At 67.9% G+C, this 13,054-nt stretch carries 13 protein-coding genes; 10 read left to right on the plus strand and 3 right to left on the minus strand.

What is annotated here, in order from left to right:
- Positions 1-294 precede the first annotated feature (294 nt).
- The 6 genes from AVAK2825_RS06200 (at position 295) to AVAK2825_RS06230 (ending at position 5,894) form a co-directional block, all read left to right on the plus strand.
- A complete protein-coding gene (locus tag AVAK2825_RS06200; protein WP_284395230.1) occupies positions 295-1,287 on the plus strand; it encodes a LacI family DNA-binding transcriptional regulator in 993 nt (330 codons plus the stop codon).
- 69 nt (positions 1,288-1,356) lie between these two features.
- Positions 1,357-2,370 carry an ABC transporter substrate-binding protein gene (locus tag AVAK2825_RS06205; protein ID WP_272564655.1) on the plus strand — a complete coding sequence of 338 codons (1,014 nt, stop codon included), beginning with the start codon at positions 1,357-1,359 and terminating at the stop codon, positions 2,368-2,370.
- Positions 2,371-2,374: 4 nt separating this feature from the next.
- On the plus strand, positions 2,375-3,193 hold the full coding sequence (locus AVAK2825_RS06210) for an ABC transporter permease (protein ID WP_284395232.1): 819 nt from the start codon (positions 2,375-2,377) through the stop codon (positions 3,191-3,193).
- Positions 3,194-3,206: 13 nt separating this feature from the next.
- On the plus strand, positions 3,207-4,001 hold the full coding sequence (locus AVAK2825_RS06215) for an ABC transporter permease (RefSeq protein WP_284395235.1): 795 nt from the start codon (positions 3,207-3,209) through the stop codon (positions 3,999-4,001).
- Entirely contained in the window at positions 3,991-5,055 is a 1,065-nt protein-coding gene (locus AVAK2825_RS24785) for an ABC transporter ATP-binding protein (RefSeq protein ID WP_349817160.1), read from the plus strand. Before AVAK2825_RS06215 ends, AVAK2825_RS24785 begins: the two co-directional genes overlap by 11 nt.
- Positions 5,052-5,894 carry a phosphodiesterase gene (locus AVAK2825_RS06230; RefSeq protein ID WP_284395237.1) on the plus strand — a complete coding sequence of 281 codons (843 nt, stop codon included), beginning with the start codon at positions 5,052-5,054 and terminating at the stop codon, positions 5,892-5,894. Before AVAK2825_RS24785 ends, AVAK2825_RS06230 begins: the two co-directional genes overlap by 4 nt.
- Before the next feature lie 57 nt (positions 5,895-5,951).
- On the opposite strand, the gene AVAK2825_RS06235 is transcribed toward AVAK2825_RS06230, so the two are convergent.
- Entirely contained in the window at positions 5,952-7,349 is a 1,398-nt protein-coding gene (locus AVAK2825_RS06235) for a hypothetical protein (RefSeq protein ID WP_284395239.1), read from the minus strand.
- Between the two features lie 266 nt (positions 7,350-7,615).
- Between AVAK2825_RS06235 and AVAK2825_RS06240 the strand changes: the two genes are divergently transcribed.
- Both AVAK2825_RS06240 and arsC read left to right on the plus strand, forming a co-directional pair.
- Positions 7,616-9,286, plus strand: coding sequence for a Na/Pi cotransporter family protein (locus AVAK2825_RS06240; RefSeq protein WP_284395241.1), 1,671 nt, complete (start codon positions 7,616-7,618; stop codon positions 9,284-9,286).
- A gap of 80 nt (positions 9,287-9,366) precedes the next feature.
- A complete protein-coding gene (gene arsC, locus AVAK2825_RS06245) occupies positions 9,367-9,759 on the plus strand; it encodes an arsenate reductase (glutaredoxin) (protein ID WP_349816844.1) in 393 nt (130 codons plus the stop codon).
- A 45-nt stretch (positions 9,760-9,804) separates the two neighbouring features.
- On the opposite strand, the gene AVAK2825_RS06250 is transcribed toward arsC, so the two are convergent.
- Positions 9,805-10,752: a BclA C-terminal domain-containing protein gene (locus tag AVAK2825_RS06250; protein ID WP_284395243.1), complete on the minus strand. Its 948-nt coding sequence runs from the start codon at positions 10,750-10,752 to the stop codon at positions 9,805-9,807.
- A gap of 411 nt (positions 10,753-11,163) precedes the next feature.
- On the opposite strand from AVAK2825_RS06250, the gene AVAK2825_RS06255 reads away from it, so the two are divergent.
- Both AVAK2825_RS06255 and AVAK2825_RS06260 read left to right on the plus strand, forming a co-directional pair.
- Positions 11,164-11,523, plus strand: a complete 360-nt coding sequence (locus AVAK2825_RS06255; protein WP_284395245.1) for an HPF/RaiA family ribosome-associated protein — start codon at positions 11,164-11,166, stop codon at positions 11,521-11,523.
- Between the two features lie 83 nt (positions 11,524-11,606).
- Positions 11,607-11,762, plus strand: a complete 156-nt coding sequence (locus AVAK2825_RS06260) for a hypothetical protein (protein ID WP_284395247.1) — start codon at positions 11,607-11,609, stop codon at positions 11,760-11,762.
- Positions 11,763-11,816: 54 nt separating this feature from the next.
- Here the strand turns inward: AVAK2825_RS06260 and AVAK2825_RS06265 are convergent, their stop codons facing one another.
- Complete coding sequence (locus tag AVAK2825_RS06265; protein WP_284395249.1) at positions 11,817-12,983, minus strand: YopJ family acetyltransferase; 1,167 nt, start codon at positions 12,981-12,983, stop codon at positions 11,817-11,819.
- Positions 12,984-13,054: the final 71 nt, after the last annotated feature.

Raw genomic sequence — 13,054 nt, forward strand, 5'->3', positions numbered from 1 at the left:
TGACACCATAAGTCGGCTCCTTGATTCTGGCGCCCGGTTTTGAAAGGGAAAGGCCGCAGGCGCCGGACCAGGGCATGCGGCCTTCGACCATCCGAATCCGCCTCATGCGGAACACGAACACGCAGGTTAAGCACGACATCGCCCTTCCTCCATGCGTGCTGCGAAGACACCCGTTGGCGTACGAACCCGCGGACTTTGCTCCCACCGCGCGCGACTGTCATCACGCCGTCACGCCGCCCCGCTCCAATGCCATGAAATCGATTACATGGCCTTTTGCAGCCCCATCCCATTCCCATGAGCATCCAGGACGTCGCCCGCGAAGCCGGGGTTTCGGTCGCCACCGTGTCCCGCGCGTTCAATCTGCCGGACAAGGTCACCCCCGCCACGCGCGGCCTCGTGCTCGGCGTGGCCGAGCGCCTGGGCTACGCGCCCAACGCCAGCGCCCGCACCTTGCGCACGCAGCGCAGCCGCGTCATCGGGGTAGTGCTGCCCACGCTGCTCAATCCCGTGTTCGCGGAATGCCTCGAAGGCATCGCGCGCGCCGCGGCGCTGGCGGGCTATGCCATCCTGCCGTTCACCACCGACTACGCGATCGCGCAGGAAGAGCGCGCCGTGAATCTGCTGCTGGCAGGCGACGTGGACGGCATGATCCTCGTCGTCTCGCAGCCAGAGTCCTCCGCAGCGCTCGCGCGCCTGGCGGCGGCCGCCCTGCCCTACGTGCTGGCCTACAACCGGCACCCCGGCCACCCCTGCGTCTCGGTGGACAGCGAAGGCGCCGTGGCCGACTTGGTGGCACGGCTGGTGGCCCTGGGGCACCGGCGCATCGCCATGGTGAGCGGCCAGTTGGCCGCCTCGGACCGCGCACAGCAGCGCTGTCGCGGCTTTCGACGCGGCATGGCCGCTGCCGGGCTCGCGCAGGCGCCGGTGATCGAAGTGCCTTTCGTGGAAACCGCGGTGGAGGACGTGGCGCAGTGGCTGCGCGGGGCCGAGCGCCCGACCGCCCTGGTCTGCTCCAACGACCTGATTGCGATCCGCTGTCTGCGGGCCGCCCACCAGGCGGGCCTCGCCGTGCCGCGCGATCTCAGCGTGGTGGGCTTCGACGGCATCGCGCTGGGGCAGGACCTGACCCCCGTGCTGAGCACCGTGGCCCAGCCCAATGCCGACATCGGCCGCTGCAGCGTGGAACTGCTGATCCAGGCCATGGCCGCCGATGCGCCGCTGACGCCACAGGCCAGCCTGACGCTGCCCCATCGCTTCCATGCCGGCGAATCCTGTGCAGGCGCCTGACCGACAGATCCCGCAACCCACTCTCCCCCAACCCATCCTTTCCTTCGTTCTGCTTTTCTGGAGCCCCCGATGAAACACACCTTGCAAACCCTGATCCGCACCACCGTGCTGGCCTTCGGCCTGGCCTCCGGCGCCGCCGCGATGGCGCAAACCGCCATTTGCTACAACTGCCCGCCCGAATGGGCCGACTGGGGCAGCCAGCTCAAGGCCATCAAGGCGCGCACGGGCGTGACCGTGCCGCCGGACAACAAGAACTCCGGCCAGGCCCTTGCCCAGATGGTGGCCGAGCGCGCAAGCCCCGTGGCCGACGTGACCTACCTCGGCGTGACGTTCGCCATCCAGGCGCAGAAAGACGGCGTGGTGGGCACCTACCAGCCCGCCGGCTGGAAGGACATTCCGGAAGGCCTCAAGGACCCGGCGGGCCACTGGTTCACCATCCACTCGGGCACGCTCGGCTTCATGGTGAACGTCGATGCGCTCAAGGGCAAGCCGGTGCCCAAATCGTGGGCCGACCTGCTCAAGCCCGACTACAAGGGCCTGATCGGCTACCTCGACCCGGCCTCGGCCTTCGTGGGCTACGTGGGCGCGGTGGCGGTCAACCAGGCCCGCGGCGGCTCCATGGACAACTTCGCCCCCGGCATCGACTACTTCAAGGCACTGCAGAAGAACGAGCCCATCGTGCCCAAGCAGACGGCCTACGCCCGCGTGCTGTCGGGTGAGATCGCCATCTTGCTGGACTACGACTTCAACGCCTACCGCGCCAAGTACAAGGACCAGGCCAACGTGCAGTTCGTCATCCCTGCGGAAGGCACCGTGGTCGTGCCTTACGTGATGAGCCTGGTGGCCAATGCCCCGCATGCGGCAGATGCCAGGAAGGTGCTGGACTTCGTGCTGTCCGACGAAGGCCAGGCGCTATGGGCCAACGCCTACCTGCGCCCGGTGCGCGCCAATGCCATGCCCAAGGAAGTGCAGGCCCGCTTCCTGCCGGCCAGCGACTACGCGCGCGCCAAGACCGTGGACTACGGCCGCATGGCGGCTGCGCAAAAGGCGTTCTCCGACCGTTATCTGAAGGAAGTGCAGTAACGCCATGGGCCACGGTGGTTCCGCTCCCTCGCGCCCGGTGCTGCTGGCGTGCGCCGCGCCTGCCGTGGCGTTCTTCGCGGCGTTCTGGCTGCTGCCCGTCGCCCTGCTGCTGGCCCTGCCGGCGGCCAAGGGCTGGGAGACCTACTTCGCGGTGCTGACCCATGCGCGCTATCTGCAGAGCCTGCTGCAGACGCTGGGACTGTCGCTCGCCGTCACGCTGGCCACGCTGGTGCTGGGTGCGCTGGTGGGCATCACGCTCGCGCGCCAGCGCTTTCATGGCCGTGCGCTGCTGCTGTCGCTGCTGACGCTGCCGCTGTCGTTCCCCGGCGTGATCGTGGGCTTTTTCATGATCCTGCTGGGCGGGCGGCAGGGGCTGGTGGCCGACCTGTCGGAGGCGCTGGGCGCCGGCCGCACCACGTTCGCCTATGGGCTCACCGGCCTGTTCCTGGCGTATCTGTATTTCTCGCTGCCGCGGGCCATCGCCACCTACACGGCGGCGGCCGGCAGCATGGATGCGCAGCTGGAAGAAGCGGCCCGCTCCCTTGGCGCCTCGCGCTGGCGCGTGGCACGCGATGTGTGGGTGCCCGAACTGGCGGCCACGACGCTGGCCTGCGGCGCGATCGTCTTCGCCACGGCCATGGGCGCGTTCGGCACGGCGTTCACGCTGTCGGCCAAGTTCGAGGTGCTGCCCATCACCATCTACAACGAGTTCACCAACTATGCCAACTTCGCGCTGGCGGCCAGCCTGTCGATCACGCTCGGGCTGATCACCTGGATGGTGCTGTGGGTGTCGCGCCGCGTGTCCGGCACCACCGCTTTCTGAAGGAGCCGAAACCATGCGAAACGCAAGACAGGCCCCGGCGCTGCTGGCGCTGACCGCCCTGGTCGCGCTGTTCATGATCGCGCCCATCGCCCTCTCGGTGGTGGCCGGGCTGGTCAACAACTACAGCGTGGGCCTGAAAAGCGGGCTCACGCTGCGCTGGCTGGGCGAGGTGTGGGAGAACTACGGCGGCACGGTGGGCTGGTCCCTGGTGCTGGCGCTGCTGTGCGTGCTGGGCAACCTGTTGCTGGGCGTGCCCTGCGCCTATGCCCTGGCGCGCAGCCGCTCACGCTGGGCCCGGCTGTTCGAAGAACTGCTCACCCTGCCCGTCGCCGTGCCGGGCCTGGCCAGCGCGCTGGCGCTCATCCTCGCCTACGGGCAGCTTTCGGGCTTTCGCCAGAGCTTCGCCTTCATCCTGGTGGGGCACATGGTTTTCACGCTGCCCTTCATGGTGCGCACCGTGGGATCGGCATTCCAGAAGAACGAACTGCGCTCTCTCGAAGAGGCCGCGCGCTCGCTGGGCGCCAGCTTCGCGCAGCGCTTTCTGGGCGTGCTGGTGCCGGCCGTGTTGCCAGCCATCGTGGCGGGCAGCCTGATGGTGTTCACGCTCTCGGTGGGCGAATTCAATCTCACCTGGATGCTGCACACCCCGCTCACCCGCACGCTGCCCGTGGGGCTGGCCGACAGCTATGCCTCGATGCGCATCGAAATCGGCTCGGCCTACACGCTGGTCTTTCTGATCGTCATTCTTCCCGTGCTGTGGGGCCTGCAGGCCATCGGCACCTTCATCGAGAAACACCATGGAACTTGAACGCACGCGCGTGGACGTGGTCCAGTGCGCCAAAACCTATGCCGACGGCACCCGCGGCCTGCAGTCCACCGACCTGACCGTGGAGCCCGGTGAGGTGATGGCGCTGCTCGGACCGTCGGGCTGCGGCAAGACCACACTGCTGCGCCTGATCGCCGGGCTGGAGGCCCCTGATGCGGGCAGCCGCATCGCTTTCGGGAGCACCGACGTGACCCGCATGCCGATCGAACAGCGCGGCGTGGGCATGGTGTTCCAGCACTACGCGCTCTTTCCGCAAATGACGGTACAGGCCAACATCGGCTATGGCCTCAAGATCCGCGGGGTGGCCGAAAGCGAGCGCCGCCGCACCGTGGGCGAACTCGTCGATCTGGTGCGCCTGGGCGGCCTGGAGAAAAAACGCCCGGCCGAACTCTCCGGTGGCCAGCGCCAGCGGGTGGCCCTGGCCCGGGCCGTGGCCGCGCGCCCGCGCGTGCTGCTGCTGGACGAGCCGCTCACCGCGTTGGATGCCAAGCTCAAGGAATCGCTGCGCGACGAACTGGCAGACCTGCTGCGCCGCCTGCACATCACGGCGATCCACGTCACCCACGACCAGCAGGAAGCCCTTGCCATTGCTGACCGCCTGGCCGTGATGCATGCCGGCCGCATCGTGCAGGTGGGCGACGGCGAGGCGCTCTACCGCACGCCCAGCCACCCGTTCGTGGCCACGTTCCTGGGCCGGGTGAACCGCATCGTGCCGGCCGTGGACCCCAGCGCAGCGCGGGGACTGCCGCACCTCACGGCGCTGCAGGCCTGCGACGCCCTTTCGGCTTCGGCCGACGCGCTGCTCGTGCGCCCCGAGGACGTCGAGGTGGGGCCGACCCTGCCCGACTGGGGCAGCGCCGCCGTGACGCGCCGCAGCTTCCTGGGCGACCGCGTGCAGCTCACGCTGGCCGTTTCGGGGCATGCGCCCCTCCTGGCCGATGTGCACCGCGACCATCCCGCGCGCGAAGGCGAGCGGGTAGGCTTTCGGATCGCCACGCACCGCCTGCTGTCCGCCACCGAAAGCCTCAGCGCATGACCCGCATGAACACCACCACCCTGCTCCTGCAGCTCTCCGACCTGCACATCCGCGAGCCCGGCCGGCTGGCCTATGGCCGGCTGGACACCGCCCCCTACCTGCGCCAGGCCGTGGACACGGTGCTGCGCATGCCCCAGCGCCCGGATGCCGTCGTGGTCACCGGCGACCTGACCGACTTCGGCCGGCCGGCGGAATACGGCCACCTGCGCGAACTGCTGGCGCCGCTCGGGGCCATGCCGCTCTACCTGCTGCCCGGCAACCACGACGACCGCGAGCAGCTGCGCGCCAGCTTTCCCGAGCACGCCTACCTGGGCGAAGAAGGCTTCGTGCAATACAGCGTGCCGGTGGGCGGGCTGCAGCTCATCGCGCTCGATACCGTGGTGCCCGGCGCCAGCGAAGGCGGCCTGTGCGAAGCACGGCTCGACTGGCTGGAGCGCCAACTGGAAGCGCACCGCGGCAGGCCCGTGGTGATCGCCATGCACCACCCGCCGTTTCGCACGCTCATCGGCCACATGGACGCCATCGGCCTGCTGGAAGGCGCCGAAGCGCTGGAGGCCATCGTGGCGCGGTACGCCAACGTGGAGCGGGTGGTCTGCGGCCACCTGCACCGCGCCATCCAGGTGCGCTTCGGCGGCACGCTGGCAGCAACCGTGCCATCGCCTGCGCACCAGGTGTGCCTGGACCTGGCGCCCGACGCCGCCTCGGCCTGGACGCTGGAGCCGCCGGGCTTTGCGGTGCATGCGCTGCCGCAGGACGGGCGGCTGGTCAGCCACATCGCGGCCAGCGGGACATATCCCGGGCCGTATCCGTTCCATGAGGCGGGGCAACTCATCGATTGAGGATCTCGTCCATCCAAACCCATTTGCCGCGATGGGGCCCGCTCGGCACGGCTTCGCTCATCGGCTCCTCGGAAAAATCTCTGCCATGGAGTAGTCCTCGATCTTGGTCAGATGCTCCACACCGTTGCGCATGCGGGCTTTGATGTCGCTGATCGATGCCGCGAGTTCATTGAATTTCGCTCCAGGGTCCATGGCCGCGGCATCGCGCCACTGCTTGAGCTGCCGAGGATCCAGCCGGGCGCTCACCGTTTCGTCGGCCAGTCGTTCCACCAGATCGCCATGGCCTTGAAGCAGTTCATCTTTAGTCGCCAGCACCTGCTCCAGGTTTTGGATCTTTCTGCCCATCGCCTGGACGTTTTCGAGGAGCTCCAGCACGCCACTGACGTGATATCTCATGTTCATGGTGCGGAGCGACAACAGGGCCTGCGCCGTTTCGTGGCGCTTTTCGTCTGCCGCGCTCTGTGCCAGCGCGGCGGTTGACTCGGCAGCCGCCGTGCTGGCAACGTGTGTGGGGGAAGCCGGGGCGGAGCCCTCGGTCGAAGAAGCGCTGGACACCGGCTGGGTTGATGCGATCACGTCACCGGCACGGGGGCTGGCAGCCGATTTCGGAGATTCCGACTGGGTGGACGCCACGTTCGCCTCCACGTCGATCTGCACACTTTCATTCGCTTCCGTTGCAGCATCTGTTTCTGCTTCCGTGTGCGTTTCCAGATCCGCGTCCCAATCCGACCGCGCGTCCATGAAGACGTCCGTATCGGAGTCAGCGTCCGATTCAGGTTCTACCTCCAGCCGCGCATGCGCCTCGCGCGCCGCAGCCTCCGCTGTCTGGAACACCGCTTCCAGGTTCACCGATGCAGCCTGCACCCATTTTTTGTAGCTCTCCGGCGTCGCGCTCCCGTCCAAGCCGTTCATCTGCTTGCGCATTTCCGATTGAAAACGCAGCGAATCGGCTTTGAGGCTCGCCATGCTTTGCAGACGCTTGATCCGGATCTGCATTGCCGCCGGGTTTTCGGCCACTGACTTTTCTGGTTGGCCGACATACCCCTGCATCCTCAGAATCCCTGCGGCTGCGAGGTCGCGCCATGCGTCGGTATTTTCCACGGGCGGAGGGCCCGAGCGGCCTGTAGAGGCGACGGCGACAGCCTTGGCCTTGCCGGCACGCGCCTCGGCAAGCGCCGCCGCACGGGTCGCCGAGGCTGACGCAGCGGTGCCGGATACGGCCGGTTCGCGGTGACGCGCCCCGGCTGGTCGGGAAAGTTTCGGCGGAGGGGGACGGCGGGTGGGCGGCGGCCCCGAATCCTCGGGTTTGGTTTGCAGGGCCAGCGCTCTGCCCTGCAAGCCCAGTGTCGCTGCGGACATGGAAGTGGACCTGCGTTGCGGTGCGCCCTCCTGGATGCGCTCCTCAACGGAACGGGCAACGCGCGGCGGCGACGTGACTCCTGTGAACTGGACCATGGCTTCTCCCTTGAATGCTTGAGTGGAAGGGCCGAGGGTAGAAACGGGCCTTACCCGCCGCTCCGCATCACCCGAAGCCCTTGCCCGGCACGCGAAACCCGGACCACCCCGTGCCACCCAGGCCACCCGGCACAGCGGTCCGACCCGCCCAGGCCCGTGGTTGCTGGCCGGCTGCTATGGATTCAGGAGTATGCTGTCACTCCCGGAACGGCAGGCAGGCCAGGAGCCCTGAGCACCGCCCCCGGGTGAAGCATCCGATCCCTTTCATGAAGCACCTGTTGAATCTGCTGGCCGCCGTGGCACTGCTGGTCTGGGGCACCCACCTGGTGCGCACGGGCGTGCTGCGTGTGTTCGGCGCCAACCTGCGCACCATGCTCGCCCGCAGCATGGGCAACCGCTTCACGGCAGCGCTGTCGGGCATCGGCGTGACGGCCCTGGTGCAGTCCAGCACGGCCACCTCGCTCATGACCTCGTCGTTCGTGGGCCAGGGGCTCATCACCCTCCCCGCCGCGCTGGCGGTGATGCGCGGGGCCGACGTGGGAACCGCCCTCATGTCGGTGCTGTTCTCCACCGACCTGTCGTGGCTGTCCCCCCTCTTCATCTTCGTGGGTGTGGTGCTGTTCATCACCCGCCAGTCCAGCTCGGCCGGGCGCGTGGGGCGCGTGCTCATCGGGCTGGGGCTGATGCTGCTGGCGCTCGAAATGGTGGTGCAGGCCAGCGGCCCCATGCTGGCCTCGCCCATCATCAAGGCCATGCTCGGCTCGCTCAACAGCGACATCGTGATGGAGATCGTCATGGGCGCGGTGCTGGCCGTGATCGCGTACTCCAGCCTGGCCATCGTGCTGCTCATCTCGGCCATGGCGGCCTCGCACGTGGTGCCGCTGGACGTGGCCCTGGGCCTGGTGCTGGGTGCCAACCTGGGCAGCGGCCTGCTGGCCGTGCTGACCACGGCCAAATCGGCCGTGGAGGTGCGGCAGGTCACCGTGGGCAACCTCGTCTTCAAGCTGATGGGCGTGGCGCTGGTGGCCCCGTTCGCGGGGCTGTGGCTGCGCTACGTGCAGCCCCACATGCCGGGCACGGCACAGGGGGTGGTGCTGTTCCATCTGGGCTTCAACGTGGTCATCAGCCTGGGGTTCATCGCCTTCACGCAATGGGTGGCCACCTGGGTGACCCGGCTGCTGCCCAAGCCCGTGGGCGCGCAGAGCCTGCGGCCGCACCACCTGGACCCGTCGGCCCTGTCCACCCCGTCGCTGGCCATTTCCTGCGCCGCCCGCGAGGCGCTGCACCAGGCCGACGTGGTCGAGACCATGCTGCTGGGCGTGCTCGATGTGATCAAGAAAAATGATGTGCAACTGGCCGAACGCCTGCGCAAGATGGACGACGAGGTGGACGAGCTGTATTCGTCCATCAAGTACTACCTGACCAAGATCTCCCGCGAGGCGCTGGGCGAGGACGAAAGCCGGCGCTGGACCGACATCATCAGCTTCACCATCAACATGGAGCAGATCGGCGACATCATCGAACGCGTGCTGCTGGACATCGAAGACAAGAAGATCAAAAAGGGCCGCCAGTTCTCCGACGCCGGCATGGCCGAGATCACGGAGCTGCACGAGCGCCTGATCAACAACCTGCGCCTGGGAATGAGCGTGTTCCTCAACGGCACGGTGCGCGACGCGCAGAAGCTGCTCGAAGAAAAAGCGCGCTTTCGCGACCTGGAGCGCGCCTACGCCGCCACCCACCTGGTGCGCCTGGCGGACAAGACGGTGCAGAGCATGGAAACCAGCTCGCTTCACATCGACCTGATCAGCGAACTCAAGCGCATCAACTCGCACATCTGCTCGATCGCCTATCCCATCCTGGACTCGGCCGGTGCCCTGGCGCCCAACCGCCTGCGCTCGGCCACCGGCGCGGCGCAGGACGCCACGATCGGAAAATGACGGGCTCGCCGCCCACGCATGTGCCCCTTGCGATTGCCGCGCCATTGCTGCAGCCAGACCCCTTGCCGAAAGCCCCGCCTGTGACCTCCCCTGCCCTGCCCGACCGCGCCCTCGAACCCGACGTCGTCATTTATCACAACCCGGAATGCGGCACCTCGCGCAACGTGCTGGCGATGATCCGTGCGAGCGGCATCGAGCCGCATGTGGTCGAGTACCTGAAGACCCCGCCTTCGCGTGCCATGCTGGCATGGCTGGTCACGCGGGCAGGCGTGCCGGCGCGCGACATGCTGCGCGAGAAGCACCCGCTGCATGCGGAACTGGGACTCGCCGATCCGGCCCTGGACGACACCCGGCTGCTCGATGCCATGGCCGCCCACCCCGCACTCATCAACCGCCCCATCGTGGTATCGCCGCGGGGCGTGCGCCTGTGCCGGCCCGCCGAACGGGTGGCGGATCTTCTGCCCGCCCGCTAGCAAAGCGGTGGGCCAGGTGCCCGCCCGTGCGCCCATCGGATGGGGTCAGTCCATCTGCTCGACGATCAGGGTCGCGCCCGCCCCGCCGTCCAAGGTCACCGAGCCCAACATCCCATAGAACTGGGCCTGCAAGGTGGAGCCCGCGATCAGCGTCACGATGGTCTCGCCGAGATACCGGTTCGTCGACGTGCTGGGCACCTCGGTCAAGGCGGGATAGGAGGCGCCATTGATCAGCACCCGGGCGCTCGCCAGGGTGGCGGCGGTGGTGCGCATGGCGTATTTCACGCGGTAGCGGCCCGTGGTGGGCACCGTGAAGACGTCGCTGGAACCATTGGCGAGAAAGCCACCGCCGAGGTTCTGCGCCTGCGGCATCGGCACATTGGTGCCCCCCAGCAGAACGGCGATGGTGGAGCCTGCCGTGTTGTGCGCAGCCATCGACACCGCACTCACTGCCCCGCCAGTGCCCGCAGGGCCGGTGGCCCCGGTCGCACCCGCCGTGCCGGTGGCGCCCGCCGCACCGGTCGGGCCCTGAAGGCCTTGCGGGCCCGCCGGACCGGTGGCGCCGGCCAATCCGATGGGCCCCGTCGCGCCGGTCGCGCCCGATGACCCGGTTGCGCCGGTCGCTCCCTGCGCGCCCGTGGCACCTGTCGCTCCGCCAGCCCCGGCCGGACCGGTCGCGCCGGTGGGCCCCGCCAAGGCCGAAGCAGCGGCCGGGGAACAACTCCCCAGGCGGCCCGAAGCGCCGTCGAAACATGCCAGTTGGCCCTGCTGCGGCGAGGCAGGCAGCGCAGGCAACAGGACCGCGCCATCGGACTGCACCCGAAGGCGCTCATCGGTGCCGCCACTGCTGCGCACGCTGAAGCCGCCGCCAGGGGGCAGCGTGATGCTGACATCGGCGGCATTCGCCGCGGCGAAATGCAAAGAAGCCGTACAGGCGATCAACGCCGCGATGGCATGGCGGCGATGCCGCGGGCAAGAGGAAATCGTGTGCATGGCGCAACCCGTTCTGATTTTTTGAGAAACGATTTCTTTGCCGGATGCCCCTTCCCGAACCGGGACACAGGGCGTGCAACGACGTTCGGGTCGCGGCAAAGACTCGGGGCCGCTGTCCGGAAAACCGCCTGCGTCTTCCGCTCCTGGTGCATGGCTCGACGCCTGCAGCACCTCTCACCCCTCTTACGAAATTTAACAGGCGAATCCGCCCCATGCCAAGGCACCCGCATGGCTTTTTTTTCGATTTCCACAGGGCACAGCGCCACGGCTGAGCGATGTGAGGGGCGCTTCAGCCCAGGTGTCACGCAACGTGACAAAGGACCCTGCGCACGGCCCCATGCTCCCTCGGCCTACAGGGCGGCGGGACCGCCCAAGGCACTCTGGGCGCTCTTATCTGCATCAGGAGATCTCATGGAAATTCACATCAATACGGGCAATGGCATGGACAACCGCGAGAGCCTGGAACGCTGGGCGGACGCCGAAATCCGCAAGAATTTGTCGCGGTTCAACGAGGGCGTGCGACGCGTCGAGGTGCACCTGTCGGATGTCAACCATGACCGGGGCGGCGCAGACGACAAGCGCTGCGTGATCGAAGCGCTGGTGCCCCAGCATGCGCCTGTCGTTGCCACCCACAACGCACCCACGGTGGACGAAGCCTTCCGCGGCGCCGAAGCCAAGTTGCAGCGCGCACTGGACAGCGCCCTCGGCAAGCTCAAGGACCAGCGCGATCGCACCTCGATCCGCACGCAGCCGGAATTGCTGCAGCCTTGATCGAGCACAGTCGGCGCTCGCCGACCGCCCGGGCCAGCCCTGCCAGGGCCTGCCCGGCCTGTATTTCCGTCCCAGGAGACACGATGAACACCCCCAAGCACCCCCACGGCGATGACGAGCCGGAAATCACCCAGGAAGACAGCGTGCCGGTGGACGACACAGACCCCGAGGGCGAAGCCATGATGAAGGAGGTCCGCAACGACCGCCTGAAGGTGCCGCCCGGCGAAGAAAAGGAATAAGGCCGGTGCCCGCCACCCGGGCCCGCCCGCGCGGCGATGAGCGCCGCAGCGCGTTCAATTGCGGTAACGGTCCTGCCAACGGCGGTCCACACCGTCCATGAACACGCACAAGTCTTGCACCTCTTGCGGCGGGCAACGGGCGGCATGCTGCAGGGCCTTGTCAAGGAAGGCGATGCGCTTGAGCTCGATCGATGCGCTTTGCATCAGCGGGCCGGAGTGCCGCGCATCGGCTTGCGGCCAGCGCGCGACCCGGTGGGCATCATGGCGCTGCAACAGCGTCTGCCCTTTGCGGTTCAAGGGATCCGATGGGTTCATCGGGCTCCGGGCCAGATAGGCCAGCACCTCGTTGCGGGACTGGGCGTGCTTCATGAATGGCAGACCGACCCAGTCCGCTGCGTCCAGGGCATAGTGCCCCAGAAGGCCCGTCCGCGGCGCCTGCGGCGGCACGGCAGGATCGGCCGGCGCAAGGTGCCGGTCTTGCGCAACGGCGCTCGCACCGCGCTTGCCGGCGTCCCGCCGAAGCCGCGAGGAAGAATCGGCATCGGATTCTGAATCCGAAGATGCCACGCCGTCACCATCGCTTTCTCTGCCGAAGCTCTCTTCGTCGCTGGAGTATTCGGCCGGCTGCAGCAACTCGGCCTCGACCGGCACCGCGGCGAACGGCAGCGGCGCGCCGCGCAGGCGCTGGTCATGCAGGGCGTCGATGGAGGCATCTTTGTGGCACTTCAGGGCCATCGAAAGGGCAAAGATCCTGCAGGAACGCAGGCTCTTTTGCGCCGGCACGTCCGCAAGCAGCAAAGGCCAATCGTCCGGCAGGTGCAGATGGCTCGCCATCTCGGCGGCCGTGATGAGTGGCTCGGCGTTCCCCGCCAAGGACGGGCTCAGGTGCACGATGGATCCGCGGCGGCCGGGCTGCCCCGGCAACCCGTCAATCCGCACGTCCAGCGCAAGGTTGTGGGTCGAGTTGTCCAGGACGACCCGCCAGCGCCCCGGAGTTGCGGCCTCCATGAATTGCGTCCACTCCGAGGAGCCAAAGCCTTCGTTGTCGGGCACCACGCCCCGGTCGTCGGGCTCGTTGACGTGCGCATAGACCAGGCGCAGTTGTGGGTCCTCCGCATTGAGCGCAGCCACCATGGCCGGCATGGCCAGCTTGTCGAGCTTGCGGATGGCATCGGGCTCCTCGTCCGGGCTGGCGCCCTCGTCGTGCAGGTCGGCAGCCACCGCGCGCAGTTCTCTCAACCAATCGACCACCTGGCGCCTCTGCACGGCAGCCGTGTCGCCTTCCGGCAGGG

Origin of the sequence: Acidovorax sp. SUPP2825 (assembly GCF_030158995.1) — a bacterium.
Classification (GTDB): Bacteria; Pseudomonadota; Gammaproteobacteria; order Burkholderiales; family Burkholderiaceae_C; genus Paracidovorax.